Here is a 25,741-nt window from a genome sequence, read left to right on the forward strand (position 1 = left end):
CCCGAAGTGCGTGGAATGATTAACAAGGTGTCATACCTGTTGAAAGTTGAGGCTGCATAATGGAACTGAATACACTTGCACCTGCACCAGGCAGTAAGTTTAACCGCAAGCGCGTGGGCCGTGGTATTGGTTCTGGCTGGGGTAAAACAGCTGGCCGTGGTCACAAAGGTCAAAAGTCACGCAGTGGCGGTTTTCACAAAGTCGGTTTTGAAGGCGGTCAAATGCCAATGCACCGTCGTTTGCCGAAGCGTGGTTTCTCTTCACGTACCGCTGCCTTTAATGCTCAGATCCGTTTGACCGATCTGGACACTTTGGCCGTAGACACCGTAGATATTCTGACTTTGAAGCAAGCTGGTCTGGTTCCTGCTCAAACTTTGTCAGTGAAAGTTATTCTGGCTGGTGAAATCAAGCGTGCTGTGGTACTGAACGGCATTAAGGCAACGAAAGGCGCAGCAGAGGCCATCTCGGCAGCTGGCGGCACCATTAACGCTTAAGAGAGTATCGCGTGGCCTTTAATCCATCTACATTGGCGTCATCCAACAAATTTACCGACTTGCGCAAGCGTCTGGTATTTTTGTTGTTGGCTCTGATTGTGTATCGTATTGGCGCACACATTCCAGTACCTGGAATCGATCCTACCCAGCTCAAGCAGCTGTTTGATAGCCAGCAAGGCGGTATCTTGGGCATGTTCAACATGTTCTCGGGCGGGGCTTTGTCCCGTTTTACCGTCTTTGCCTTGGGCATCATGCCCTACATTTCTGCGTCGATTGTTATGCAATTGGCCAGTGTGGTGGTTCCGCAGTTGGAGGCTTTAAAAAAGGAAGGTGAGGCGGGTCGTCGCAAGATTACCCAATACACACGCTACGGCACTTTCTTTTTGGCCACCTTTCAGGCGATTGGTATTTCAATAGCCTTAGAGTCCCAGGCTGGTCTGGTGATTGATCCGGGTATGGCGTTCCGATTTACTACGGCTGTTTCTTTGGTTACTGGAACCATGTTTTTGATGTGGTTGGGTGAGCAGATTACAGAACGTGGTTTGGGTAACGGCATCTCGATTTTGATCTTTGCTGGCATTGCAGCTGGCTTGCCTGGAGCGATTGGTGGGTTGTTTGAACTGGTGAGAACTGGTGCGATGAACTCTCTTGTTGCTTTGATGATTGTAGTTCTCGCAGTGGCTGTGACTTATTTGGTTGTGTTCGTTGAACGCGGTCAACGCAAGATCACTGTGAATTACGCAAAGCGACAGGTTGGAAACAAAATTTACCAGGGACAAACTTCGCACTTGCCACTGAAGTTGAACATGGCCGGTGTGATTCCTCCGATTTTTGCATCCAGCATTATTTTGCTGCCTGCAACTTTGACGAGTTGGTTTGGTTCCGGTGATGGTGCAGTGGTTGGTTTCTTGAAAGAGGTGTCACAGACTCTTTCTCCTGGACACCCTCTGTACATGTTGCTTTACGCTGCTGCGATCGTGTTTTTCTGTTTCTTTTACACCGCCTTGGTGTTTAACAGCAGAGAGACGGCAGATAACTTAAAGAAAAGCGGTGCATTTTTGCCTGGAATTCGCCCTGGTGAGCAAACGTCACGATACATCGATAAGGTGTTGACTCGTTTAACCCTGATTGGTGCAGCTTATATCACTTTGGTGTGTCTGCTGCCTGAATTCCTGGTTTTGGGATTGAGTGTTCCGTTCTATTTTGGCGGTACATCTCTGTTGATTATTGTAGTGGTTGCGATGGATTTCATGGCACAGGTTCAGGCCTACGTGATGTCCCAGCAATACGACAGCCTGTTGAAGAAATCAAGCTTCAAAGGTTCTGGATTAACGAGGTAGTGATTGTCTAAAGACGACGTTATCCAAATGCAGGGAGAGGTAGTAGAGAACCTCCCTAACGCCACTTTTCGAGTGAAATTGGAAAATGGTCACGTGGTGCTTGGTCACATATCAGGCAAGATGCGCATGAACTATATTCGCATTCTTCCTGGTGACAAGGTGACGGTTGAGTTGACGCCGTACGACTTGTCCAGAGCACGAATTGTTTTTCGAGCCAAATGAATTGGTTCTTTTTGGAGTTTCGCCATGAAAGTTCAGGCATCTGTAAAAAAGATTTGTAGAAAATGCAAAGTGATCAAGCGCAAAGGCGTTGTTCGCGTGATTTGTTCTGAGCCGCGCCACAAGCAGCGTCAAGGTTAATAAAAGGGGATTTAAATGGCTCGTATTGCCGGCATTAACATTCCAAGCCACCAGCATACCGTAATCGGTCTGACTGCTATTTTCGGCATTGGTCGTTCCACCGCCAAGAAAATTTGTGCAGTGACCTCAATTCCTGAGTCCAAGAAGGTTAAAGACCTCGACGACGCAGATTTGGAAAAGCTGCGTGACGAAGTGGGCAAGTACCTGACTGAGGGTGATCTGCGCCGTGAAGTAACCATGAACATCAAGCGTTTGATGGATTTGGGTTGCTATCGTGGTTTCCGTCACCGTAAGGGTCTGCCTGTACGTGGTCAGCGTACTCGCACCAACTCTCGTACTCGCAAGGGTCCGAAGCGTGCTGGTATCGCACTGAAGAAATAATCAGGTAATCATAGGAAGGTTAGCCAAATGGCCAAAGGAACAGCGAATAACCGCGCACGCAAGAAAGTCAAAAAGAATATTTCTGACGGTATTGCGCACGTACACGCATCATTCAACAACACCATCATCACGATCACTGACCGTCAGGGCAATGCTTTGGCTTGGTCTACATCGGGTGCTCAAGGCTTCAAGGGCTCTCGCAAGTCGACTCCCTTTGCTGCTCAGGTGGCTGCTGAGGTTGCGGGTAAGGCTGCACAGGAATGCGGTATCAAAACAGTTGAAGTGCTTATTAAAGGACCAGGCCCCGGCCGTGAGTCTAGCGTACGTGCTTTGAATGCATTGGGTATCAAAGTGACCAGTATTTCTGACATCACTCCGATCCCGCACAACGGATGTCGTCCTCCCAAGCGTCGTCGCATCTAATTTTTTTAAGACCATTGTTCGTCAGATTGTTTGACGGACTGAAGCGAGTCAAATCGCGTAATGAAAGAGGTTTCAAGTGGCTAGATATACAGGTCCAAAGTGTAAGTTGTCGCGTCGTGAAGGCACAGACTTAAGTCTGAAAAGTGCACGCCGCAGTCTCGATTCCAAGTGCAAGCTTGATTCAAAGCCAGGTCAGCATGGTCGCACCTCCGGTGCTCGTACGTCTGACTATGGTCAACAATTGCGTGAAAAGCAGAAAGTAAAGCGCATGTACGGCGTGCTGGAAAAGCAGTTCCGTCGTTATTTCGCGGAAGCCTCACGCCGCAAAGGCAACACTGGCGAAACATTGTTGCAGTTGTTGGAGTCTCGTTTGGACAATGTGGTTTATCGCATGGGTTTTGGCTCCACTCGCGCCGAAGCACGTCAGCTGGTGAGCCACAAGGCAATTTTGGTGAATGGCAAGGCCGTTAACATTCCTTCCTACTCTGTGAAGTTGAATGACGTTATTTCCATTCGCGAAAAGTCGAAGACACAGGCACGTATCGTTGAGTCTGTAACTTTGGCCGAGCAGATGGGTTTCCCCCTGTGGGTTAATGTGGATGCGAAGAAGTTGGAAGGCTCTTTTAAGAGTGTTCCCGAGCGTGCTGACCTCTCCCAAGAGATCAACGAAAGCTTGATCGTTGAATTGTACTCACGTTAATTTGATTAACTGATCCCAGGGATCCCCAGCCTTATCGGTGTAACGAGCCGAGGGTATTGAAAAGGATTTTGAATGTTTAATGCTAGCTTGCTGAAGCCCCGTATTGTTGAGGTCGAGACAGTCGCCCCCAATAGTGCAAAAGTAGTGATGGAGCCGTTCGAGCGTGGTTATGGCCACACTCTGGGCAATGCTCTGCGTCGTGTACTGTTGTCATCCATGATCGGCTATGCACCTACAGAGGTGTCGATAGCTGGGGTGGTTCATGAATACTCGACTCTGGATGGTGTGCAGGAAGACGTAGTTGACCTGTTGTTGAACCTGAAGGGTATCGTGTTCAAGTTGGAGTCACGAGATGTGGTGACCGTGACTTTGAAGCGCGAGGTTGAGGGTGTAGTGACTGCAGGTGATATCGAGCTTCCTCATGATGTGGAAATCATCAACCCGGATCACGTGATTGCCCATTTGTCGCAAGGCGGCAAGCTGGATATGCAAATCAAAGTGGAGAAAGGTCGTGGTTACGTGCCAGGTTCAGTTCGTCGTTTTCCTGACGAGCCAAGCAAGGCAATTGGCCGTATCGTGTTGGACGCATCATTTAGCCCTGTTAAGCGTGTTTCATACGCCGTCGAAAGCGCGCGTGTAGAACAACGTACCGACTTGGACCGTTTGGTGATGTCGATTGAAACCAATGGCGTGTTGTCGCCTGAGGAATCAATTCGTCTGGCTGCACGTATTCTGGTCGAACAACTATCTGTGTTTGCAGCATTGGAAAATACTGCTGAACCTGAAGTTTCGCAGCGTGCGCCACAGGTTGATCCAATTCTGTTGCGCCCAGTCGATGATCTGGAACTGACTGTGCGTTCGGCAAACTGTTTGAAAGCAGAGAATATTTACTACATCGGCGATCTGATTCAGCGCACGGAAAACGAGTTGTTGAAGACTCCTAATCTGGGTCGCAAGTCATTGAACGAAATCAAGGAGGTGTTGGCCGCACGCGGTTTGACACTCGGTATGAAATTGGAAAACTGGCCACCCGCCGGTCTCGATAAGCCTTGAGCTTAGCGTTTGTTAGATTGAAGGATATTTAAAATGCGTCACCGTCATGGATTGCGTAAACTAAATCGCACCAGCAGCCACCGCCTTGCAATGTTTAGAAACATGACCAACGCTTTGTTGCGTCACGAAGTGATCAAAACAACGCTGCCAAAGGCCAAGGAACTGCGCAAAATTGCAGAACCCATTATCACTATGGGCAAGTCGCCAACACTGGCCAACAAGCGTCTGGCATTTAGCCGCTTGCGTGATCGTGAAATGGTTGTGAAGCTGTTCGACGAGATCGGTCCTCGTTACGCTGCTCGCCCAGGTGGTTACATGCGTGTTCTGAAGTTCGGTTTCCGCAAAGGCGACAATGCACCAATGGCTTTGGTTGAATTGGTGGATCGTCCGGAAACTGCTGAGATCGTAGAAATCGCTGAAGAGCAGGCCTAACTATTTGACATTACTTGGTGGGGTAACGATGTTGCCGCTTCAAGTGATGCTGAATGTCAGTGGTCTGGAATCAGTTGTGAGAAAGCCGTGTTAGCTTATGCTAGCGCGGCTTTTTTATTTTCTTTTGTAAGCCGATGTTGTGGTGACAGTTGTTGGGGATGCTGGTAAGTGGCTGGTTCTACTGTATTGACTTTGAGTGGCGTGCGCAAAACCTATGGTGGGCGCGATGTACTGACAGGTTTGAATTTCTCTCTAAGCGCCGGTGAGTGTGTGGCGTTGCTGGGGCCCAATGGTGCCGGAAAGTCAACTACGATTGCCTTGGCTTTGGGCTTGGCGCAAGCAGATTCAGGTGTGGTGGAGTTGCTGGGAAAGAGACTTCCTGATGCCGGACACCTTGCCAGACAGGAGGTGGGTGTTGTGCCGCAATACGATGCACTAGACCCCGATTTCACCGTATTTGAGAACTTGATGGTGTTTGGTCGATACTTTGGCCTACACGGTGACAAGTTGCGCGAGCGTGCAGAGTTGCTGTTAAGTTTCGCGCAGTTGGTTAACCGCAGGAATGATTCCGTGGCCACCTTGTCAGGTGGAATGCGTAGACGTTTGATGCTGGCCAGGGCTTTGATCAATCAGCCGAAGGTTCTGTTTCTCGATGAGCCGACGACAGGCCTTGATCCGCAAGCAAAACATGTGATTTGGGATCGATTGGTTGATCTGAAGCGCCAGGGCATGGCGATGTTTTTAACCACGCACTACATGGATGAAGCACAGCGACTGGCGGATCGCGTAGCTGTACTGGATCACGGCGATATCGTGGCCTGTGACAAACCTCTGACGCTGATACGCAATGTGGTTGGCCACGCAGTGCTGGAGTTATGGGGTACGGGCGCCGCGCGTTGCGTAACACAGCTTGTGGGTTCGGAGGGTGAGCCGATGGAGCAGCGAGGCGAGACTTTTTATTTCAGGAATGAAAAAGCGGATGAAATGTTGGAGGCACTGAAGGGTTCGCCTCAATCCGATGTGGACTATATTTATCGCCCGGGAAATCTCGAAGACGTGTTTTTCTCCTTGACCGGTAGGGCTTTGCGCGATGATTAATTTTCATGCGGTATTTCAGGTGTGGCGCCGAAACTTTTTGGTGTGGCGAAAGCTGGCGCTCCCCTCTCTGCTTGGCAATGTAGTCGATCCGGTGATGGCCTTGATGGCTTTTGGATTGGGACTTGGGTCGATGTTGCCCAATGTGGGAGGCATGCCTTACTTGAACTACCTCGCTGTGGGCGCGGTTTGTATTAGTGCGATGAACGCGCCAACATTTGAGGCGTTGTATTCTGCATTTTCACGCATGCACACTCAAAAAACATGGCAGGTGATCATGAACACGCCGGTTCGTTTGCGTGAGGTGGTTTTGGGTGAATGCAGTTGGGCTGCAAGTAAAGGTTTGATCAGCACAGGAGCCATGTTATTGATTGTGGCGCTTTTGGGCATTGGTGATGTTCAGTTCTGGATTTTGTCCTGGCTAGTGCTGATTCTTGCTTGTTTGATGTTTGCCGGGTTTGGGCTGTGTATCAACGCAAGGGCTCCCAGCTACGATTTCTTTATGTTCTATTTCACCTTGGTTGTGACGCCAATGACATTTTTGTCGGGCGCATTTTTCCCAAGGGAGCAGTTGCCTGAATGGTTAATGAGGGTGGCTGACTACATGCCACTTTCAGTGGTGGTGGATGCGCTTCGGGGTATTTATGCTCGCGATTTCAGCATGTTGCCGGCACTTTTAGCCCAAATGGCTGTCTATGCGACAGTGGGAATAGGGTTGGCGATCTTCTTGACCGAACGCAGGTTTAAACGGAAAGGCGCATGAGGAATAAGGCGGAACGCTGTTGGGTGGCTTATTCGACAGTGGGGTCACACGAGCGGGCCTGTGAGTTGGCCCATCGATTGGTGGACGAGCAGCTGGTGGCTTGTGTGAATATTGTGGGCCCGATTGAGTCGGTGTATCGCTGGCAGGGAAAGGTCGAGCAGGCCAAGGAATGGATGTTGATGATGAAGTGTTCGGAATCGCAATGCGAAGAATTGAAGAGAGCTTTGCCGTATTTGCACGGCTATGATGTGCCGGAGTTAATCATGCTGCCAATTGCAGATGGGCATGTGCCCTACCTTGACTGGATTGCTGCCAGTGGCAAGAAGGGGGTAGGGGCATGAGCGACAGAGCTGTGCGGTGGATGTTGCCAGCGTTATTGCTGCTGGCAAACTTGTGGGTGGGTTTGAGCCAGGCGCGCGCCAATGATTTTTTGCCACCAGAAGAGGCTTTTCAGTTCACTTTGAGTGTGCAAGATCCTGCTTGTGTTGAGGATTGTCTGATCGACGTACGCGCCAAAGTTGCGCCTGAGTATTACCTGTACCGTGAGCGTTTTGCGCTTGAGAACCCAATGAATTTGCCGGTGTTTGAATTTGTTGAGTTGCCTCGGGGCGATCGCAAGTTTGATGAATTTTTGAATCAGGAAATTGAGGCACTTCGGGGTGAGATGGCGTTTCAGATTCGCTATGGCTTGGGTAATAACCCAGTGGATATGGCCAAAGCTGTGATGATCTCCCAAGGGTGTGCGGATGCTGGGTTGTGTTACCCGCCTATGACGACGCCGGTGGTATTCAAGGAAAGTGGATTGCTGGGTGGGGTGTTAGGTGGTGGAGTAGGTGCATTCTTCGGAAAGACGTCTGATTTGCCCTCAACAAACAGCAAGCAATCCCGCGCTGGTTTGCCTGCAGATGAAGCGGGCGACTTGGCCAGCAGGCTGGCGGCTCAATCGTGGCTGGTGGTCTTGCCGGTATTTTTCGGTTTGGGTTTGTTATTGGCTTTTACACCGTGTACTTTGCCGATGTTGCCAATTGTCAGCAGTTTGGTGGTCGGGCAGCAGGCTGGTAGCCACGGGGCGGGCAAAGCAAAGCCCATGGCTCTGGCCTTGGTGTATGTGTTGGGTATGGCTCTGACGTACGCTTTGTTGGGTGTACTGGCCGGGCTGACCGGGCAAAGCCTGGTCATGGCCATGCAACAGCCACCGGTGTTGTGGGCGTTTGGTGGCGTGTTGGCGATGCTGGGTGTTGCGCTGTTGTTGGGATATTCACTGCAATTGCCGGCGAGTTTTCAAGGGTGGTTGCAAGAGAAAACAGGTCGTCTGAAAGGTGGGCAATTCATTCCGGTGTTGGTTATGGGTGTTTTGTCGGCGTTGTTGTTAGGTCCGTGTGTTGCGCCCCCGTTGGCGGGTGCGTTGTTGTATATCGGCCAAACTGGTGACGCAGTATTGGGCGGAGCAGCGTTGTTTTTGCTGGCCCTGGGCATGGGTTTGCCTTTGGTGTTATTCGCAGCCGGTGCGGGTGCTGCCTTGCCAAAAGCCGGAGCCTGGATGAGTTGGGTGTCGGCAGCGTTCGGTTTTGTTTTGCTGGCAGTTGCTGTATGGACAATTACGCCAGTGACACCGGTTTGGCTGGTCATGGCGATGTGGGCATTGTTGGCCTGTATGACTGCTGCTGCGCTGTTTCATGGCGCAAGCAGCATGGCGACCATGGGCTCAAGAGGCAAGGTGATCAGCAAAACTTTCGGTTTGCTGTTTACGCTTTTGGCTTTGATTTATCTGATGGGCCTGTTTTCTGGCTCAAGCAGTCTGCTTCAGCCTTTGGCTGGCTTGAATGGACAGCGCGCCGTTGTGGAGGGTACGTCCCAACAGCTTTCAACCGGTAAGCCTGCGTTTGAGAAGGTGCGGAGTGAGGATGTTTTGAGTTTGATTGAATCGAGCCCGCAGCCGGTGATGCTTGATTTTTATGCGGATTGGTGTGTGAGTTGTAAAGAGTTTGAGTTGTTTACCTTGACTGATAGCTCGGTCAAAGAAAAGCTCATGGGTATTCGTTTGGTGCAGGTAGACGTGACCGACAATACTGCGGGTGACCAAGCTTTGTTGAAGCAATTCAGCCTGTTCGGACCTCCTGCAATTTTGTTTTTCCCAGCGAGGCAAACAGAGTCAATTCATCAGGTCATTGGTTTTCAGAATGCAAAGCGATTTGATCAGACCTTGAACCAGATTCGCCCCAGCCTTGGGTTGTGATGTTGATGTGGCCTCATGGTTTGCCGAGGTGATTTCGACCTTTGATCCAGAAGATTAGTGCGACCGAAATGACGCTGGAGAGGCCCATGAGCCCCAAGCTGATCCAGAATCCGTTCGGGTTTTTCAAGAAAGGCATTTCTTCAAAGTTCATGCCAAAAATACCGCTGATCAGTGTCAGCGGCATGAACAGCGCTGTCAGCATGGTCAGTACGGTGACAATCTCATTCGTTTTATGTGCTGTGGCCGAGAAGTGAAGCTGCACCGCAGTTTCTGTGTTTGCGCCCAAACGGCGGGTAAGGCTGACGACTCGCTCGAGGTGTTCAAGCGTGTCGCGTGCGTTCACTTGTAGAGAGGCTGCCATGCGGCCTTCACGTTCCTGATCGTCTTGCCAGTCAGTGAGCGCATCGCGCTGGTCTTGGGCAACGGATTCCAGTCGATTCATTTCGTTGCGGGCCGCAAGCAGGGCATTCCAGTCCTGGAAGCGTTTGCGTGGGTTCAGCAAATCGCGTTGCCAGCGATCCAGTTGCTCGGAAATTTCGATTCGGGTTTCCATGAAACGGTCCACAAGATTACTGACGAGCTGGATCATGAGCTCGTCTGTGCCGGCGGGCGCACGTTTGAACTTCAGGAACGTTTCGATTTCATCCAGCGATTTTTCAGGTGCGCTGTCGACGAATTTGCGGGCCATGGCAAATGTGCGACTGTCTCTGGGCCGGAATGTCACCAACAGCTTTGGGGTAATGACGAAAAATACGGGGCGTGTTTTGATGCTGAGCCGATTGTGTTCGTCAAACAGGGGTTTGCTGGACAGTGACCGGATAATCAGAATGTTGTAGCCATCACCAATGTCGAAGTGACTGGGATGAAAGGTGTTGCCGAGGTCTTCCAGGTGCAGCTCATCCAGCTTGAAGCCCAGCAAGGACTCCACAGTTGGCAGCCATGACAACTCTTCGTCGAGTTGTGTGTCGAGCCATAGAAATCCTGACTCGGGCAGCTGGTTGGGCGCATCACTTAACTTCTTGATCTTGTCTTGAGTCAGATGCGTCCAGATTCCCATGCGAATTAACCCTGTTTCAGAAGTTTTGCCGCGTCGAGTGCGAAGTAGGTCAGTATGCCGTCTGCGCCAGCGCGTTTGAAGGCCAGCAAGGATTCGAGCATGACTGCGTTTTCATCAAGCCAGCCGTTTTGTGCGGCGGCCTTGATCATGGCGTATTCTCCGCTGACCTGATAGGCGAAAGTGGGGCGGGCAAATTTCTCTTTCACGCGCCACAAAATGTCCAGGTAAGGCATGCCTGGTTTCACCATGACCATGTCTGCGCCTTCATCGAGGTCCATGCCGACTTCCAGCAGCGCTTCGTTGCTGTTGGCTGGATTCATTTGATACACTTTTTTGTTGCTTTTGCCCAGGTTGCCACTGGAGCCCACAGCGTCGCGGAAGGGACCGTAAAAAGCCGAGGCGTATTTCGCGGAGTAGGCCATGATGCTGGTGTGGATGCAGCGGTTCGCTTCGAGGGTTTCGCGAATGGCGCCAATGCGACCGTCCATCATGTCGCTGGGGGCGACGATATCCACGCCTGCCTGCGCTTGTACCAAAGCCTGCATTTGCAACACTTCAACGGTTTCGTCATTCAGCACATAGCCCTGGTCGTCGATCAGGCCATCTTGCCCGTGACTGGTGAACGGGTCGAGTGCGACGTCAGTCAGCAACATCAATTCTGGAAAGCGCTTTTTCAGTTCACGCACCGCATGGGGAACCAAACCTTCAGGGTTGGTGGCTTCCAGGCCGTCTGTGGTTTTTTTGTCGGTTTCAATGACCGGGAACAAGGCCATGACCGGTACTCCCAGTTCCAGGCATTGCTCGGCTTTGGCAAACAAAAGGTCGAGCGACAGTCGCTCGACGCCGGGCATGGAGGCCACTGCTTCACGTTTGTTGCTGCCAGGTATGACGAACACGGGATAGATGAAGTCGGCTGCACTTAAAGTGTGTTCTGACACCAAGCGGCGCAGTGCGTCTGTTCGGCGCAGGCGCCGGGGGCGATGATACAAATGTTGGGTCATGATGTCGGCGGCTCGTTTTCGGGTGTGTCGGGGGTGGATACCGCGGGGCGGACCCAGTTTGACAGTTGGGTTTCCAGTTCAACCATGCCGATTTTTTTCAAGGCTGACCACAGTTGAACCGTGATTTCATGGCCGTTCACCCGATAAGGGTCGAGGGCTTTCTGGGTGGCGCGCAAGGCCAGCACCTGTTCTTGCCTGTTGAATTTGTCCGCCTTGGACAGCAGAATGTGTACAGGCAACTGGCGATGCCCTACCCATTTTATCAAGGCGTAATCGAGTTCAAGCAGACCTCTACGACAGTCGACGATCAGTACTGTGCCTACCAAACTTGGCCGTTCGGCCAGGTAACTGCCCAGCTCTTTGTCCCATACGCTTTGACTGGTTTGGGCCAGTTGCGCAAAACCGTAGCCAGGAAGGTCGACGAGGCGTGCAATCGGCTCTGCCTGCTCAATGACATGAAAGAAGTTGAGAAGCTGGGTGCGGCCGGGCATTTTACTGGCATAGGCCAATTGCCGCTGTTTGCACAGGGTGTTAATGGCCGTGGACTTGCCGGCGTTTGAGCGCCCGGCAAATACGATCTCGGGGACGCTGGCGCCCGGGCATTCGACCATGCGAGATGCGGAGATCTCGAAATGCGTGTTGTGGAAATTGATTGTCATGCGCACATTTTAGATGCAAGACAGCCGCTTGAGTGGTTATAATCTAGGGTTTGTGAAAACTTTGCTTGCGTTTGGCTCGGGCGTTCCTTGAGCGGCGGGCGCAGGTCACTGCAGGTTTTCAGTTTGCCTTACTAATTTTGATGCACTTTTTGATGGGTTTTTGACCATGCTGAACAAGCTGACAACGTTAAAACTGAGTTCTCTGTTTGCCACTTTGATGTTTTCAATGTCTGTGGCCCAGGCTGCTGGCCCCGTTGAAGTGTTCAAGCCAGACCTGGCCAAGGGCAAGGAAATCATGCAGCAGTGTGTAGCCTGCCATGGTGCCGACGGTAATTCCTCGGCCTCTATTTACCCCAAGATCGCCGGTCAGCATGCGGAGTATCTGTACAAGCAGTTGGTGAATTTCAAGCCAGGTAAAGATGGCGAGAAGCCGCTGCGTGACAATGCGATCATGGCCGGTTTTGCGGCTGCTTTGTCGGACGAAGACATGAAGAACGTGTCTGCTTACCTGGCCGCACAGAAGCAGACCTTGGGTTCTGCCAAGAACAAAGACACCCTGGCCTTGGGCGAGAAGATTTATCGTGGCGGTATCGCTGACAAAAAGATTCCAGCCTGTGCCGGTTGTCACAGCCCGAATGGTGCCGGTATTCCAGCCCAGTATCCACGTTTGGGTGGGCAGCATGCAGAGTACACAGAAAGCCAATTGGTCGCTTTCCGTGACGGTGTGCGTAACAACAGTGAACAGATGACTGTGATTGCAAACAAGATGTCGGACAAGGAAATGAAAGCAGTGTCTGATTACATTGCAGGTTTGCGTTGAACATTTGACGCAATCGCCGGTCAAAAAGGGGCTAGAGAATAGCCCCTTTTTTTTCGACATGGGCAGAGCCAGAAGAGTACACAGAGTTAATAGCGGGGAAGCGTGTGAGTAGTTCAGGGGACATTGCAAACAATTTGAACCCACCAAGAATGGGCAAACAATCGTTTTGGGTCAGTTTGATGGAGCTGTTGGGCTCCATGCGCTTTGCCATTAGCTTGCTGACCCTGATTTGTATTGCCTCTGCGATTGGTACGGTGGTGGGTCAGGCCGATCCTTGGGTGAATTACGTGAACCAGTTTGGACCTTTCTGGGCTTCGTTTTTCGAGCCTATGGGACTGTTCCGAATATACAACGCGCCCTGGTTTATCGCCGTAATGGCTTTTTTGGTAGTGTCTACTTCCTTGTGTGTGTATCGCAATACACCGAAGATGATCAAGGAAATGAGGGTGTACCGCGAGAATATTCGCGAGAATAGTTTGAGGGCATTCGCTCACCGGTGGGAAGGTCGTTTCAGTGAAAAGTCGGATGCTTTACCGGGAATCATCACGGAGTGGCTGGAGCACAAGGGTTTCAAGGTGAAGCAATCGGTGCGCGACAATGGCACCATGGTGGCTGCCAAAGCAGGCAGCGCGAACCGCTTTGGCTACATTGCTGCGCATTTGTCGATTATTGTGATTTGTATTGGTGGTTTGCTTGATAGCGCAGTACCCTTGCAAGTTGCGGTATGGGCGACAGGCAAAACGCCGGTGACAGGTGCAGAGATTACTGCAGGCATTCCTGAAAAAGCGCGGTTGGGCACTGCAAACCCCAGCTACAGGGCCAATTTGCTTTTGCCGGAGGGTGAAACCAGCCGGGTGGCGGTGTTGAATACTGACGATGGTCTGCTGGTGCAGGACCTGCCTTTTGAGCTGACCCTGAAAGAGTTTCGAATTGATTTTTACAGCACTGGCATGCCCAAGTTGTTTGCCAGTGATGTTGTCGTGTTTGACCCGGAAACACAGGAGCGATTTGAAGCCACGATTGAGGTGAACAAACCGCTGATTTACAAGGGTGTGACTGTTTACCAATCCAGCTTCGACGATGGGGGTACCAAGGTTCAGCTGAAGGGCATTCCGCTAACCGGTGAACGTGATTATCGCTTTGACCTGGATGGCATCGTGGGTGGTGCTAGAGACCTAAGCCAGTTGCAGGGTGACTTGAGCAAGGATTTGAAGGTGGAGTTTACCGCGTTCAAATCGATCAACGTGGAAGCTTTGCCTGTAGACAATGCCGATCAGGTGAGTGTGGATGATTTGGCCTTGGGCAATGCCGATGCCTTATCACCTTTCGAGACCAACCTGGCCAGCGTGTTGGGCCCTGGTGTAAAAGAGGACGCAAAGACCAAATTCACGAACATTGGCCCCAGCATTACCTACAAGTTGCGGGACCAGGCGGGGCAAGCCCGTGAGTTTCACAATTACATGTTGCCCATTAACCTGGATGGCGGACGCTATTATTTGGCGGGTGTGCGTGAAACCCCGGCAGACGGCTTTAAGTATCTGCGAATTCCAGTGGACGACAATGGTCAACTGGAGGGTTTCATGCGTTTCCGCGCGGCCCTGCAAAATGATGAGATTCGTAGAACAGCAGCCCAGCGTTTTGCGCAGCAGGCTTTTGGTGACAGGCCTGATTCTACCCAGTTGGTCGCCAGCGTGGCTGACAGTGCGCAGCGGGCCTTGGAGCGTTTTGCTGGTCTGAACAATTCACTGTCGGGCTTGCCTGCCATTGCGCAGTTTATAGAAAGCACAGTGCCAGAGGGTGAGCGCGAAAAAGCAAGCGACGTGATTATTCGCCTGTTGCAAGGCGCCATGTGGGAGGTTTATCAACTTTCACGCACCACAGCCAACTTGCCCCCGGCGGTGCCTGATGAAGTGCATGGCCGGTTCGTGCAGGACGCTCAAATTGCTTTGTCGGACCTGTCACTGTATGGCGCACCTGTGATGTTTCAGCTAGACCAGTTCGATGAAGTGAAGGCCAGTGTGTTCCAGTTGGCCAAAGCGCCGGGACAATGGATTGTGTACTTGGGTTGTTTGTTTTTGTGCATCGGGGTATTTTCGATGTTCTACATCCGTGAGCGCCGGGCGTTTTTCTGGGTTACACAGGATGAGCATGGTTCCAAAGTGATGATGGGTATGTCTACCACTCGAAAGACCATGGATTTTGAAAAAGAGTACGAGCAGTTTGTGAATGAATTGAACAGCAGGGCTGCGCCCAAAGCAGCCTCGGCAGGAGATGCAGTATGAGTTCGACGTGGATTAATCAAACCCCCGCGGGCGAGAAGCCTGGCTTGCCTACCAAGAAAGCGGGCTGGTTTTCCAAATCATTTCATTGGAGTGATTTTGCGTTTGCCGCATTGTTGGTGGCCGCGGCGGGTTATGCCTCGCAGCAATACCACAGCTTCATGGATATTTACGAGATCACTATTTTGTGGAGTTGTGTGCCAGTAACGGCCTACATGGCTTATCGCTGGGGATCACTGAAATGGCTGATTTTGACTGTGGCAGGTTTGAGCTTGCTCGCCATTTCGAGTTACAACGGTGATTTGGCCGCCGCAGAGCAGAAGTTTTTCCTGAAGTACCTGCTTTCAAGCCAGTCCGCCATATTGTGGATGGGCGTGATGTTTGTGGTGGCCACTGTGGCTTACTGGATTGGCTTGGTTGGACGTTCACCCACCGCAAGTTTCGTGGGCACGGCGCTGACTTGGGGCGCGGTGGTAATGGGCTTTGCCGGCATGTTTATTCGCTGGTATGAAAGCTACCTGATTGGTCCGGATGTGGGTCATATTCCAGTTTCCAACTTGTATGAAGTGTTCGTGTTGTTCGCCCTGATCACTGCGATGTATTACCTGTTTTATGAACAGGTGTACAAAACGCGTCAGCTGGGTGCCTTCGTCATGTTGGTGGTGGTGGCTGCAGTGGGCTTTTTGGCCTGGTACGGTGTAGAGCGCCAAGCCTATGCCATTCAGCCCTTGGTGCCTGCGCTGCAAAGCTGGTGGATGAAAATTCACGTACCTGCCAACTTCATTGGTTATGGTACTTTTTCGATTGCCGCAATGGTGGCTTTTGCCTACCTGCTGAAAGTGTATGCCCATGCACCCAGCATCAAGGCATTGATCCCTACGGGTATTTTGGGTGTGTTGATGTTCCTGGAACCCATGGTGTTTCGCACAGAAGGCATTTCGATTTACTGGGCGTTGTACCTGGGCATCGGTTGTGCTGTGGTGGGCGCGATTTTGCTGGCGCGCAAGCGCATTGCAGACGCCTTGCCCGCACTGGAAGTGCTCGATGATGTGATGTACAAATCGATTGCTGTGGGCTTTGCTTTTTTCACGGTTGCAACCATTTTGGGTGCATTGTGGGCCGCAGAGGCTTGGGGCGCATACTGGCAATGGGATCCGAAAGAAACTTGGGCGCTGGTGGTGTGGCTGAACTACGCTGCCTGGCTACACATGCGTTTGGTGAAAGGCCTGCGTGGCGTGGTCGCCTCGTATTGGGCTTTGGTGGGTTTGCTGGTCACCGGTTTTGCTTTCTTGGGCGTGAACATGTTCCTGTCCGGTCTGCATTCCTACGGCGAGCTCTAAACAGATCTCGCACCTGTGAAAAAGCCCCGGTTCACAACGAATCGGGGCTTTTTTTATACCGGGTAGAAATTAAACATCCAGTTCGGGGCGAAGCTGGTCTTCAATGGTTTCGCGCCGACGAATCAAAGTGACTTTGCTGTTTTCCAAAAGTACTTCGGCAGCACGGCCACGGCTGTTGTAGTTGGAGGCCATGGTTTGACCGTAAGCACCCGCTGACAAAATGGCAAGGTAGTCGCCCTGTTCAATGGCGAGTGTGCGGTTTTTTGCAAGCCAATCACCCGATTCACACACCGGTCCCACCACATCGTATTCCTGTGCGGCGGCATGCGGGTTGTTCTGAACAGCCACTACGCCATGGAAGGCTTTGTACATGGCCGGCCGCATCAAATCGTTCATGGCTGCATCCACGATCGCAAAGTGCTTACCTTCGTTTTCTTTCAGAAATTCAACCTGAGTCAGCAAAACACCCGCATTGCCCACAATTGAGCGACCAGGTTCGAATGACAAGGTGGGCATGCTTCGACCCTTGGCCTGAGCCCAGCTTTGGACTTTGGCGATTAATTTGGGCAGTACTTCAGCAGGTGTGGGTGGCGTTTCATCCAGATAACGAATGCCGATACCGCCACCGAGGTCGAGGTGATTGATTTCAATGCCTTCAGCAGACAATTGGTCAAGCAAGGCGAGTACGCGGTCCAGTGCATCAAAATAGGGGCTCGCATCCGTGAGTTGAGAGCCAATGTGGCAGTCGATACCATGGACGTTTAGCCAAGGGTGCGCATTGGCAAATTGGTACACCCGTTTGGCCGCATTCATCGATACGCCAAATTTGTTTTCCTTCAGACCCGTGGAAATGTAGGGATGGGTTTTTGCATCGACATCGGGATTCACACGCAGCGACACATTGGCTTTCCGTTGCAATTTCTCGGCAACCAGGGCCACGCGCTCCATTTCGGCTTCAGATTCCACGTTGAAGCAGCCCACGCCTTGACCCAGTGCGTATTCAATTTCCTGCATGGATTTGCCCACGCCTGCGAACACTGCCTTTTCAGGAGCACCACCGGCTGCGATGACACGTGCCAGTTCACCGGCAGACACAATGTCGAATCCTGCACCCTCTTGAGCCAGCAATTTCAGAATATGAATATTGGAGTTGGCTTTGACGGCATAGCAAATGGTGACATGGGCCAAGCCCTGACAGGCGCTGGCATAAGCACGATAAGCTGCTTTGATGGAAGAGGCGGAATACACATACAAGGGTGTTCCGAATTCCTGCGCCAAACCGGAAAGCTCGGTGTTCTCGAACTGGAGTTCACCACTGGCTTTGTCGAACTGTAAGTGGGGGTTTAGGTCACTGGGATTCACTGAGTTGTTTTGCACGGTAAAATTTGCTCGAAATTGTAGGTTTAGCGGTTTTGCTGTTGTTCAGGTTTGTCGTAGCCAGCGGGCTTGGGCAGAGGGGCGGGTGGCTCGGGCAAATAAAGTGGTCCACGTTGACCGCAGGCATTCAGGCCCAGTGCAAACAGGGTGACAATGGCCAATGTTCTTAGAGGTGATTTTTTCATGACAGATACAGAATTCCAGGCAGTGGTGGACGCCACTTTGGTTCAAGTAGAAGAGTATATTGAATCCTTGGTCGATACGCTGGACCTTGATGCAGATTCAATGCGCTCGGGCAATGTATTAACCCTTGATTTTGAAGACAAAGGCAAGATGATTTTAAACAGCCAGGTGGCCAATCACGAGCTGTGGCTGGCTGCGAAATCGGGCGGTTTTCACTATCAGTATGCCAATGGCGAATGGTTGGACACCCGCAGTAAAACCCCCTTTAAAACCCATTTTGTTGAGCTGTTGAGCGGCCAGCTGGGGCGAGACTGCCCCAGTTTTTAAGTTTTCTAGTTGTTGCCGAACAGCCGTTCTATGTCATCTCGAGGCTGTTCGCGCGGGCGGGCGGGTGCCGCGTGGCTGGTACCATCGCCTCCTGAGGTGGGGTTGCCACCGATTGGTGCCTCACCGCTGCCCTCAAGCATGCCACCCAGGCCTCTCAGGAAGTTAAATAGGCTAGGAATGTCGTCGCCGCCACCGTTGACGTCAATCCGGGCCACACCGTTGCCCGGTGTGTATTCAGAGTAGTAATAATTTCCGTCGATGTACTCAATGCCTGGAGGAACCACCTGCGGTTTTTCAGGCGAGTCTGCCAGCGCAACTTTCATGTAATCAATCCAGATCGGCAGGGCCAGGCCGCCACCGGTTTCGCGAGCACCCAAGTTGCGGGGTTGGTCGTATCCTACCCACGCAACCGCTGAGATATCGCTGTTGTAACCGGCGAACCATGCGTCATGGCTGTCATTGGTGGTACCTGTTTTGCCCACAATGTCCCCACGGTTAAGCACCTTGGCGCGGGTGGCTGTGCCGCGTTCGACAACTTCACGCAACAGACGGGTCGTCAGGAATGCGTTTCGGGCGTCGATCACACGGTTGGCTTCTTCGCCTGCAACTGCAGGACGTGCGCGAGCCACAATACGGCCGCTGCCATCCGTGATTTTTTCAATCAAATAGGGCTTTACGCGATAACCGGAATTTGCAAATACTGCAAACGCACTGGCCATTTGCAGGGGGTTTGTTGTAACAGCACCCAAGGCCATCGTGAGGTAAGGGGGCACATTGGCGGCTGGAAAGCCAAACTGCGTGGCCCAGCGCTGGCCGTACTGCGGGGTAATTTCTTGCAGCACCCGGATGGACACCATGTTTTTCGACTTGGCCAAGCCTTCTTTGAGCAGCATGGGGCCATCGTACTTGCCATCGTAGTTTTTCGGGCTCCAGTCTTTGCCACCTGGAGTGTCAGCGGGCACGAAAATAGGTTCGTCTGCCACCAGCGTGGTCGGCGTTATTCCTTTTTCAAGTGCTGCGGAATAGACAAACGGCTTGAAAGCCGATCCCGGTTGGCGTGTGGCTTGCGTGACGTGGTTGAATTTGTTGCGAGAAAACTCAAAGCCGCCGGAAAGCGCGCGGATTGCACCGTCTTTGGTGTTGATGGCGATGAACGCAGCCTCTACTTCAGGCAATTGCGTCAGCATGGGTGGCTGGTCTTTTCGTTTCAAAATACGCACGACAGCACCGCGCTTCAGTCGTTTGTTGGCCGGGGCGCGCTCATTCAACCAGCTTTCAGCAGGCTTCAGGCTTGCGCCGGTGAGTTTCAGAGGCTCACCTGCACCTTGTGACACCACCACTTCAGCAGGGCTGGCTGACAACACAACCGCGCTTTGCAGAAATCCGTAGTCGGTGTAGTCGCTGATGTTGTCACCGATGACTTCCTCGGCTTCCTTGGGGTCATTCGGAAGTTCAATGTAGCCCTCGGGGCCGCGGAAGAATTGACGCAGTTCGTAGTCCATCACACTGTTGCGCAAGGCGCGCTGGGCGGCGCGTTGTTCCTTGGCAATCAGGGTTGTGGTGACAGTGATGCCCGATGTGTAAGCCTCCTCGCCATACATTTCAACCACTGCCTGGCGCGCCATTTCGGCCGCATAGTCTGCATTGATGGTCAAGCCAGTTGTGGCTTCAATATCGTCGCCATTGGCTTTGCGATTGCGGTACACCAGCTCGGTGCTCAGGGCCTCTTCAAATTGCGCATCGTCAAGATACTCAAGGTCGTTCATGCGGCGCAGCACGTACTCCTGACGCACGCGGGCTCGACTTGGGTTCACGATCGGGTTGTATGCGGAGGGCGCTTTGGGTAAACCCGCCAACATGGCTGCTTCAGCAGCGTTGATGTCGCGCAGCGGTTTACCGAAATACACTTGTGAGGCCGATTGGAACCCGTAGGCGCGTTGGCCCAGGTAAATCTGGTTGATGTACAGCTCCAGAATTTCGTCCTTGCTCAGGCTGTCTTCAATTTTGTAGGCCAGCAGCACTTCGTACAGTTTACGGGTCCAGGTTTTGTCGCGGGTGAGGAAGAAATTGCGGGCGACCTGCATGGTAATGGTGCTTGCGCCTTGGGTGCGCCCGCCCGAGGTGACGTTGGTCACCAAGGCGCGTGCAACGCCCATGAAATCGATGCCGCCGTGCTCATAGAATCGATCATCCTCTGCTGCCAAAATAGCTTGTTGCATGACCAAGGGCACTTCGGTGATGTCGACGGGGCGGCGGCGTTCTTCACCAAACTCACCGATCAGCACGCCGTCTGTGGTCAACACACGCAGCGGTACCTTGGGTCGGTAATCGGTCAAGGTATCGAGGTCGGGCAGCTTTGGAAAAATAAGTGCCAGGGCCACGCCCACGAGCAATACGCCAGAAACACCCAAGCCGATCAGTACGGTGAGCGCGGTCGCAATAAAGCCGTCGGAGTGGTGCTTGAGGCGGATTTTGTTTGAATTCACAGGTCGGAACAGTGTTGGTGTTAGTGGCTACATTGTATCTGCCAACGCACGGGAATTTCCGATCGTTGACTCTAGTGGTGAATTCGTGCTCTCCCCCTAGTGGTTGTCCCCCTCCAATGAGGGTTAGCTGGCCACGCCGAATTCTCTACCCTGAAGCTCTACCTTGCTCTGGGTTTATCCATGAAATCAGTTCGAAATTGGTTGTTCAGCTTACACGCAGGCGCGGCCCATGCTTTGTCTATCTCTTTCAGTGGGGGTAGGTGGCGGTGGGTTTACGGCGAAATTGAGCGTCAAGGTTGCCTGTCATTCAAGTCGGTTCGTGCGTCGGGTGGCGGTACCTCCGAGCTTGTCCCTCAGGATGATGCCCTGTTGAGTTCGGCATCGCTGGTGCAAGCGATCCGTGCTGCAATTCAGGCGCTTCCTGCGACCTTGCCCAAACCGCAGTTCGTGGTGGTTTCTGTGCCATCCAAACATGCTTATTTGGGTGAGATTGGCGTCGCCAAAGATGAGCGAGAAAACTTGATTCGTTTCCAGATTCAGGAATTGATGGAAGCGGCCGCAGGGGAATCGGAGCGCGAGGCTGCTTTCGATTGGCAAGTGAAGGCAGAACTGTCGGATGGCAGTGTCAGCCTGGCTGTCGCCGGGATTGATCAAAAACAGGTTGATGAAATCATGCGCGCTTGTCAGTCCTGTGGCCTGACATGTCTAGGCATTACGCTGGACACCGTTGCTGCCATGAATGGCTATTTGCAAATGGCCCCTGCTGCTTTGAAATCGGCAGATGTCCGTTTTCTGTTGCATGGTGAGTTGTCCCGACATCATGTTCGATTGGCGGTGTTCTCTCAGGGTGTGCTTTTCAATGAAAGTTGGGAACACAGCGAAGAGGGTTTCTCCGTGGTGCAGGCAGTTTCAGCGCTAGAACGGCTTGTGTCGACATGGACAAGGGACGGTGCCCCTGAGGAGGTTGCCTCGGTACGCCTTATTTTGGGGGGTGAGCTGATGTATGCCAAAGGATGTGAGTCGACTGCCAAGCGCAGTCAGACCCTGTCACCACGTTTGATTGACATTTCCCCTCGAAAAGAATTGCAGGGCCGCTGGCATGACGATGTGGTGCCATTTGGCGCCCTGGAGGCCATGCCATGCGAGTAATTTTATTCAATCTTTACCCCTACCGGGCGCTGCGAGAGGCGCGCAGAAAGCGACGTTGGATTGCCGAGTTGACCGTGGGTGCGTTGCTGGGTTTGGGTGCCTGCTATGCGATTGGGAGCGAATTTAGCGCACGCGTGGCGAGGCAGGAGGCATTTCTCGGTAATTTGAGCGCGATGGAATCGGAAATGGCCACCCGGGTGACCGAGGTTCAGGCCATGAAGGACAAAGTTGCGGTGCTGAATCGCCAGGTTAGCGCTTTGGAGGCGGTGGAGAAGGAATCGATTCTTGCAAGTCGTTGGGTTTCATACTTGGACGGAACAGTGCCTTCGAATGTGTCGATGACTCGCTTGTTTGTGAGCAAAGATGTGTTGATTGTCAACGGGTTTACCGATGCGGTATCCAGTCTGGCGCAGTGGGTGGACCAAATGGAGGCCGGCAACGGTTTGTTCGAGTCGGTCGACCTGGTGTCGGTGACAGAGCCGAAGAAAACGGTTAAGGGTGTGGTGGATAACCGTCATCTATTCGAGATTAGAGCCATTTTGAGAGGTGCTGAACATGCGCCTGGATGAAATGAATTTTCGGGACTTGGCCGAAGAGTTGCCCTTGCTTCCTTTTTCAAAAAGGCTGTTGTTGATTGCGGGGCTTTGGTTGGTGTTTTTGGTACTGGGCTTTCTCCTGTTCTGGAAAGACAGTTTGACTATCAGCACACAACTCGAAACCAATATTCAGGAATCTTTGGCGCGACTTGACACGCAATCTCGGTTGCTGCTGGACCGGCCTGCCATTGAGGCTGATTTGGCTGAGTTGGAGGTTCAATTGCCTTTGTTGAAGATGGCACTGCCTTCCGAGCGCGAGCTGGCCTCGCTGCTGGGGCGAATTAATGACCTGATTCTCGACTACGAGCTAAAGCTTGCCGAGTTCACACCCAAAGAGCCACTGAACCGCGAAGTGATGCGCGTGGTGCCTGTGACCATCAGTGTGCGTGGCGATGGCGATGCAATAGCACGTTTGCCGAATTATATTGCCGCGCTTAGCCGCCAGGTGAGCTTGAAGGAGTTTGACATGGCGTACTTGCCGGACGACGGTGGCTGGCAGATGACTGGAGAACTAAACGCCTTTGCACAACTGCCCTTGAATGCAACGCAAACAGAAGAGGTCAAAAATCCATGATGGACTTTCTGTTCGCGATATTGTTGGTTCCCTTTTTTCCGGAGTTGGGCGACCCCAATGACAACCACGCAGCAGCCATGGCTGAGTTGGATCAACGTTTGAACGCAGGTCAGAAACCAGCCGGGATTGTTTCCGAGCCGGTAGATTCACGTGCGTTACAACGCGCGCCCACACTGAGTGTTCGTGCGGCGGATTTACCACCAATTACTGGTCGTTTGTTTCAGTGGTCAACCGCCCAATGGGGCGATGAGGCCGATCGGCGTGCAGCAGTTGACTTGTCGGCAGATTCTTTGCGCCTGACGGGGCTGATTGAATCGGCGGGTCAACGGGTCGCTATTTTGAGCGACGGACAAGTCGATCACGTTGTGGGGGTAGGCAGCTACGTGCTGGGCCTGTACAAGGTGACCTCGTTTGGACCAGGGCAAGTTGTTTTGTCGCGAATTGATTCCAGAGCGGGAGAAAAGCGCCTGGAACTGAACTTGATGCCAGTGAACACACCCGAGGATGCTCAATGAACAATCAACTACTTAATCCCGCGTGTGTGCACATGTGCCTCAAAGCATTCGCAATGCTGGTGGGTTTGCTGCTGCACTGTCATGTTCATGCTTTGTCTGTGGTGGACACCAAGCTGGATGAGCGGGCCGATGAAACCCGCGTTACGCTGCTTTTTGATCAGGCTTTGGAGGGCAAACTGGGTCTGTTTCGAATCGCAAATCCGGCGAGACAGGTGCTTGATTTTCCGGTGGAACTGGACAATAGCTCGCTTCCTATCGATTGGTCGCCGCGAGGCAGAATCAAAAAAACCCAACTGATTTCAGCAGGCGGGAAAACCCGATTGGTATTTGAGCTGGCGCAGAATTACGAGGTGCTTCTTGATCAGAAAGAACGCGCTATCGAGCTGAGATTCTCGGGCCCAAAACCCTTCATGCCCGATGGCGGACAGGCAGCGGTACTGCCTGAGCACAGCGCATTGAAAGACACAGTTGCGCAGGCGATGGGAAAGCCCGTGGTGATTGCAGAGGGTCCAGTCATGCAAGCCTGGAAGCTGGATCGCATTGCAGGTAAATGGTTGCTTCGGATGGAATTTGACAGGCCCGACATTGTTGCCGATGCAGTGCTCTTGAACAATCAGTTAAAAGTCAGGTTTGCAAATGTGCGCCTTGCGCCAGGGGTTGCGCTACAGCTTCAAATTCCGGGTGATTCACCTATTGCTCAACTCGAGCTAAAGCCAGGAGACTTGGCATTGACCGTGCAGATGCAATTGAATGGAGCCACTCACTTGGTGCGACAACGTGGACCCGTGGTGGAAGTTGAGCTAAGCCCGGCGCAAAACAAGGCTGTGCCAACGAAGGCCATTGAACTGAAGGCTGTCACTTCAGCGCAGAGTGTGGTGGCCAGATACACCGGCCGACCGATTACGCTGGACTTCAAGGATGCGGACATACGCACAGTGATGCAGGTGTTTGCAGACTTTACAAAAATGAATCTTGTATTGAGCGATTCGGTTCAGGGCAAGGTGACTGTATTTCTGAAAGACGTGCCCTGGGATCAGGCGCTGGACATTGTGATGCGCTCCAAAGGTTTGGTGTCGAGCCAGTCGGGCAATGTGTTGTTGGTCTCTACACCCACCGATGTCACCAATGATCAGTTTCAGACTGCCAACCGGCGCGCCCAGGACGAAATGGAGCCCTTGGTGTCCAAGGTGTTTCAGGTCAGTTATCAAAAAACAGCAGACTTGGTGGCGTTGATCAAGTCAGAGGACTCCAAACTGTTGTCGGCTCGGGGTACCCTGATTTCAGACGAGCGCACCAGTCAGATTTTTGTGCAAGACACGCCGACCCGGCTTGAGCGAATCAGCATGATCGTCAATGGTCTGGACAAACCTGTGAAGCAGGTGATGATTGAGGCGCGCGTGGTGCTCGCCGACACCTCCGTGTCCAGAGATTTGGGAATCAGGTTGAGGGCCTTGTCCGCTCGGGCAGACCCAGGTTTTGATGAGGTGGGGGATCAATTTGGCAGTGGTAATTTCGTAAACACGGGCGTTGAGAATGCAACCAACCTCGGCTACACACTGTTCAATGCCAATTCAACACGCTTGATCAATCTGCAGCTACGGGCTCTTGAGCTTGAAAATAAAGTACGCACGGTTTCCAATCCCAGAGTGATTACCTCGAACAAAGAACCAGCCTTGATTGAGCAGGGAACCGAAATCCCATATCAAATTGCCACCAGCAGTGGCGCAACAGCCACTGAGTTTAAGGAGGCCAATTTGAAGTTGGCTGTGACACCGCAAATTGCACCCGACGGTACGGTGCTGCTGGATGTTGATGTTGCGAAAGACTCCATCGGAATCGAGACTTCCAACGGACCCGCCATCGACACCCGCCGAGTGAAAACCAAAGTATTGGTCAGCGACGGCGGCACCGTGGTTCTGGGGGGAATCTTTGAGGAGGATGACAATGTGCTGAATGATAAAACCCCGTTTCTGGGGGATATCCCGGGGTTGGGTGTCTTGTTTCGTGGCAAAAATGAATCCAGGCGTCGGGCTGAATTGTTAATCTTTTTGACGCCGGTTGTGCTCACAAGCCAATAACACAAGCTTTACCGTACAATGAT

27 protein-coding genes and 1 pseudogene are annotated in these 25,741 nt (G+C 52.3%); 22 read left to right on the top strand and 6 right to left on the bottom strand.

The genetic code is table 11. The annotated features are described in order from the left end of the window. Positions 1-59 precede the first annotated feature (59 nt). The 13 genes from rplO (at position 60) to dsbD (ending at position 9,277) form a co-directional block, all read left to right on the top strand. Positions 60-494 (top strand): 50S ribosomal protein L15, encoded by a 435-nt coding sequence (gene rplO, locus B4N58_RS10325; RefSeq protein WP_008249413.1) that lies wholly within the window; start codon positions 60-62, stop codon positions 492-494. Between the two features lie 11 nt (positions 495-505). After that, positions 506-1,834 carry a preprotein translocase subunit SecY gene (gene secY, locus B4N58_RS10330; RefSeq protein WP_050771173.1) on the top strand — a complete coding sequence of 443 codons (1,329 nt, stop codon included), beginning with the start codon at positions 506-508 and terminating at the stop codon, positions 1,832-1,834. Between the two features lie 3 nt (positions 1,835-1,837). Then, entirely contained in the window at positions 1,838-2,056 is a 219-nt protein-coding gene (gene infA / locus B4N58_RS10335) for a translation initiation factor IF-1 (protein ID WP_008249415.1), read from the top strand. A 24-nt stretch (positions 2,057-2,080) separates the two neighbouring features. Then, positions 2,081-2,194, top strand: coding sequence for a 50S ribosomal protein L36 (gene rpmJ, locus B4N58_RS10340; protein WP_008249416.1), 114 nt, complete (start codon positions 2,081-2,083; stop codon positions 2,192-2,194). Between the two features lie 15 nt (positions 2,195-2,209). Beyond that, a complete protein-coding gene (gene rpsM, locus B4N58_RS10345) occupies positions 2,210-2,575 on the top strand; it encodes a 30S ribosomal protein S13 (RefSeq protein WP_008249417.1) in 366 nt (121 codons plus the stop codon). A 27-nt stretch (positions 2,576-2,602) separates the two neighbouring features. Then, complete coding sequence (gene rpsK, locus B4N58_RS10350; RefSeq protein ID WP_008249418.1) at positions 2,603-2,998, top strand: 30S ribosomal protein S11; 396 nt, start codon at positions 2,603-2,605, stop codon at positions 2,996-2,998. Positions 2,999-3,074: 76 nt separating this feature from the next. Beyond that, positions 3,075-3,698, top strand: a complete 624-nt coding sequence (rpsD, locus tag B4N58_RS10355) for a 30S ribosomal protein S4 (protein ID WP_008249420.1) — start codon at positions 3,075-3,077, stop codon at positions 3,696-3,698. A gap of 72 nt (positions 3,699-3,770) precedes the next feature. After that, complete coding sequence (locus B4N58_RS10360; RefSeq protein ID WP_008249422.1) at positions 3,771-4,751, top strand: DNA-directed RNA polymerase subunit alpha; 981 nt, start codon at positions 3,771-3,773, stop codon at positions 4,749-4,751. Positions 4,752-4,784: 33 nt separating this feature from the next. Next, positions 4,785-5,183: a 50S ribosomal protein L17 gene (gene rplQ / locus B4N58_RS10365; protein WP_008249425.1), complete on the top strand. Its 399-nt coding sequence runs from the start codon at positions 4,785-4,787 to the stop codon at positions 5,181-5,183. 168 nt (positions 5,184-5,351) lie between these two features. After that, positions 5,352-6,281: an ATP-binding cassette domain-containing protein gene (locus B4N58_RS10370; protein ID WP_291748899.1), complete on the top strand. Its 930-nt coding sequence runs from the start codon at positions 5,352-5,354 to the stop codon at positions 6,279-6,281. Continuing rightward, positions 6,274-7,041: an ABC transporter permease gene (locus B4N58_RS10375; protein WP_008249429.1), complete on the top strand. Its 768-nt coding sequence runs from the start codon at positions 6,274-6,276 to the stop codon at positions 7,039-7,041. Before B4N58_RS10370 ends, B4N58_RS10375 begins: the two co-directional genes overlap by 8 nt. Further along, positions 7,038-7,382: a divalent-cation tolerance protein CutA gene (gene cutA, locus B4N58_RS10380; protein WP_291748904.1), complete on the top strand. Its 345-nt coding sequence runs from the start codon at positions 7,038-7,040 to the stop codon at positions 7,380-7,382. Before B4N58_RS10375 ends, cutA begins: the two co-directional genes overlap by 4 nt. Continuing rightward, a complete protein-coding gene (gene dsbD / locus B4N58_RS10385) occupies positions 7,379-9,277 on the top strand; it encodes a protein-disulfide reductase DsbD (RefSeq protein ID WP_291748907.1) in 1,899 nt (632 codons plus the stop codon). Before cutA ends, dsbD begins: the two co-directional genes overlap by 4 nt. A 13-nt stretch (positions 9,278-9,290) precedes the next feature. Here dsbD and B4N58_RS10390 read toward each other — a convergent pair whose 3' ends face one another. Genes B4N58_RS10390 through yihA form a run of 3 tightly spaced genes read right to left on the bottom strand, consistent with a single transcriptional unit; the run spans position 9,291 to position 11,994 of the window. Then, on the bottom strand, positions 9,291-10,334 hold the full coding sequence (locus B4N58_RS10390; RefSeq protein ID WP_008249435.1) for a magnesium transporter CorA family protein: 1,044 nt from the start codon (positions 10,332-10,334) through the stop codon (positions 9,291-9,293). Positions 10,335-10,339: 5 nt separating this feature from the next. Further along, a complete protein-coding gene (gene hemB / locus B4N58_RS10395; RefSeq protein WP_008249437.1) occupies positions 10,340-11,335 on the bottom strand; it encodes a porphobilinogen synthase in 996 nt (331 codons plus the stop codon). Then, entirely contained in the window at positions 11,332-11,994 is a 663-nt protein-coding gene (gene yihA / locus B4N58_RS10400) for a ribosome biogenesis GTP-binding protein YihA/YsxC (protein ID WP_291748912.1), read from the bottom strand. Before yihA ends, hemB begins: the two co-directional genes overlap by 4 nt. A 169-nt stretch (positions 11,995-12,163) precedes the next feature. Between yihA and B4N58_RS10405 the strand changes: the two genes are divergently transcribed. From B4N58_RS10405 to ccsB, 3 genes are all read left to right on the top strand, one after another. Next, positions 12,164-12,814, top strand: a complete 651-nt coding sequence (locus B4N58_RS10405; RefSeq protein WP_414673779.1) for a c-type cytochrome — start codon at positions 12,164-12,166, stop codon at positions 12,812-12,814. Positions 12,815-12,918: 104 nt separating this feature from the next. After that, on the top strand, positions 12,919-15,096 hold the full coding sequence (locus B4N58_RS10410; protein WP_291748915.1) for a cytochrome c biogenesis protein ResB: 2,178 nt from the start codon (positions 12,919-12,921) through the stop codon (positions 15,094-15,096). Next, positions 15,093-16,433, top strand: a complete 1,341-nt coding sequence (gene ccsB / locus B4N58_RS10415) for a c-type cytochrome biogenesis protein CcsB (RefSeq protein ID WP_291748917.1) — start codon at positions 15,093-15,095, stop codon at positions 16,431-16,433. The genes B4N58_RS10410 and ccsB overlap by 4 nt, the downstream gene beginning before the upstream one ends. A gap of 69 nt (positions 16,434-16,502) precedes the next feature. On the opposite strand, the gene lysA is transcribed toward ccsB, so the two are convergent. Then, the gene (gene lysA / locus B4N58_RS10420) at positions 16,503-17,810 is read right to left on the bottom strand and encodes a diaminopimelate decarboxylase (RefSeq protein ID WP_008249456.1); all 1,308 of its coding nucleotides are present in this window, start codon (positions 17,808-17,810) and stop codon (positions 16,503-16,505) included. 77 nt (positions 17,811-17,887) lie between these two features. Further along, positions 17,888-17,995: pseudogene (lptM, locus tag B4N58_RS10425) on the bottom strand (LPS translocon maturation chaperone LptM); the annotation flags it as partial. Between lptM and cyaY the strand changes: the two are divergent. Further along, entirely contained in the window at positions 17,994-18,320 is a 327-nt protein-coding gene (gene cyaY, locus B4N58_RS10430; protein WP_291748921.1) for an iron donor protein CyaY, read from the top strand. The pseudogene lptM and the gene cyaY sit on opposite strands and share 2 nt — an antisense overlap. Positions 18,321-18,325: 5 nt before the next feature. On the opposite strand, the gene B4N58_RS10435 is transcribed toward cyaY, so the two are convergent. Continuing rightward, positions 18,326-20,806: a penicillin-binding protein 1A gene (locus B4N58_RS10435; protein WP_008249461.1), complete on the bottom strand. Its 2,481-nt coding sequence runs from the start codon at positions 20,804-20,806 to the stop codon at positions 18,326-18,328. A 180-nt stretch (positions 20,807-20,986) separates the two neighbouring features. Here B4N58_RS10435 and B4N58_RS10440 point away from each other — a divergent pair, with 180 nt between their 5' ends. The 5 genes from B4N58_RS10440 to B4N58_RS10460 are packed head-to-tail and all read left to right on the top strand — an operon-like array spanning position 20,987 to position 25,718. Continuing rightward, a complete protein-coding gene (locus tag B4N58_RS10440) occupies positions 20,987-21,955 on the top strand; it encodes a hypothetical protein (protein ID WP_291748926.1) in 969 nt (322 codons plus the stop codon). Then, on the top strand, positions 21,946-22,524 hold the full coding sequence (locus tag B4N58_RS10445; protein WP_291748929.1) for a PilN domain-containing protein: 579 nt from the start codon (positions 21,946-21,948) through the stop codon (positions 22,522-22,524). The genes B4N58_RS10440 and B4N58_RS10445 overlap by 10 nt, the downstream gene beginning before the upstream one ends. Next, positions 22,511-23,125, top strand: a complete 615-nt coding sequence (gene pilO / locus B4N58_RS10450) for a type 4a pilus biogenesis protein PilO (protein WP_291748933.1) — start codon at positions 22,511-22,513, stop codon at positions 23,123-23,125. The genes B4N58_RS10445 and pilO overlap by 14 nt, the downstream gene beginning before the upstream one ends. Further along, positions 23,122-23,640 carry a hypothetical protein gene (locus tag B4N58_RS10455; RefSeq protein ID WP_291748936.1) on the top strand — a complete coding sequence of 173 codons (519 nt, stop codon included), beginning with the start codon at positions 23,122-23,124 and terminating at the stop codon, positions 23,638-23,640. The genes pilO and B4N58_RS10455 overlap by 4 nt, the downstream gene beginning before the upstream one ends. Further along, positions 23,637-25,718, top strand: a complete 2,082-nt coding sequence (locus B4N58_RS10460; RefSeq protein WP_291748939.1) for a type IV pilus secretin PilQ — start codon at positions 23,637-23,639, stop codon at positions 25,716-25,718. Before B4N58_RS10455 ends, B4N58_RS10460 begins: the two co-directional genes overlap by 4 nt. Positions 25,719-25,741: the final 23 nt, after the last annotated feature.

The sequence above is a fragment of the Limnobacter sp. UBA3528 genome (genome assembly GCF_002377005.1).
In the GTDB taxonomy this organism is placed as follows: Bacteria; Pseudomonadota; Gammaproteobacteria; order Burkholderiales; family Burkholderiaceae_B; genus Limnobacter.

What these genes read in the sequence shown, in the direction of transcription:
- B4N58_RS10460 (WP_291748939.1), top strand. Translation starts at nt 23,637, where the DNA reads ATGAACAATCAACTACTTAATCCCGCGTGTGTGCACATGTGCCTCAAA.
- B4N58_RS10455 (WP_291748936.1), top strand. Translation starts at nt 23,122, where the DNA reads ATGATGGACTTTCTGTTCGCGATATTGTTGGTTCCCTTTTTTCCGGAG.
- rpsK (WP_008249418.1), top strand. Translation starts at nt 2,603, where the DNA reads ATGGCCAAAGGAACAGCGAATAACCGCGCACGCAAGAAAGTCAAAAAG.
- rplQ (WP_008249425.1), top strand. Translation starts at nt 4,785, where the DNA reads ATGCGTCACCGTCATGGATTGCGTAAACTAAATCGCACCAGCAGCCAC.
- rpsM (WP_008249417.1), top strand. Translation starts at nt 2,210, where the DNA reads ATGGCTCGTATTGCCGGCATTAACATTCCAAGCCACCAGCATACCGTA.
- rpmJ (WP_008249416.1), top strand. Translation starts at nt 2,081, where the DNA reads ATGAAAGTTCAGGCATCTGTAAAAAAGATTTGTAGAAAATGCAAAGTG.
- B4N58_RS10440 (WP_291748926.1), top strand. Translation starts at nt 20,987, where the DNA reads ATGAAATCAGTTCGAAATTGGTTGTTCAGCTTACACGCAGGCGCGGCC.
- B4N58_RS10390 (WP_008249435.1), bottom strand. Translation starts at nt 10,334, where the DNA reads ATGGGAATCTGGACGCATCTGACTCAAGACAAGATCAAGAAGTTAAGT.
- pilO (WP_291748933.1), top strand. Translation starts at nt 22,511, where the DNA reads ATGCGCCTGGATGAAATGAATTTTCGGGACTTGGCCGAAGAGTTGCCC.
- cutA (WP_291748904.1), top strand. Translation starts at nt 7,038, where the DNA reads ATGAGGAATAAGGCGGAACGCTGTTGGGTGGCTTATTCGACAGTGGGG.
- ccsB (WP_291748917.1), top strand. Translation starts at nt 15,093, where the DNA reads ATGAGTTCGACGTGGATTAATCAAACCCCCGCGGGCGAGAAGCCTGGC.
- dsbD (WP_291748907.1), top strand. Translation starts at nt 7,379, where the DNA reads ATGAGCGACAGAGCTGTGCGGTGGATGTTGCCAGCGTTATTGCTGCTG.
- B4N58_RS10375 (WP_008249429.1), top strand. Translation starts at nt 6,274, where the DNA reads ATGATTAATTTTCATGCGGTATTTCAGGTGTGGCGCCGAAACTTTTTG.
- B4N58_RS10445 (WP_291748929.1), top strand. Translation starts at nt 21,946, where the DNA reads ATGCGAGTAATTTTATTCAATCTTTACCCCTACCGGGCGCTGCGAGAG.
- yihA (WP_291748912.1), bottom strand. Translation starts at nt 11,994, where the DNA reads ATGACAATCAATTTCCACAACACGCATTTCGAGATCTCCGCATCTCGC.
- rplO (WP_008249413.1), top strand. Translation starts at nt 60, where the DNA reads ATGGAACTGAATACACTTGCACCTGCACCAGGCAGTAAGTTTAACCGC.
- B4N58_RS10360 (WP_008249422.1), top strand. Translation starts at nt 3,771, where the DNA reads ATGTTTAATGCTAGCTTGCTGAAGCCCCGTATTGTTGAGGTCGAGACA.
- hemB (WP_008249437.1), bottom strand. Translation starts at nt 11,335, where the DNA reads ATGACCCAACATTTGTATCATCGCCCCCGGCGCCTGCGCCGAACAGAC.
- cyaY (WP_291748921.1), top strand. Translation starts at nt 17,994, where the DNA reads ATGACAGATACAGAATTCCAGGCAGTGGTGGACGCCACTTTGGTTCAA.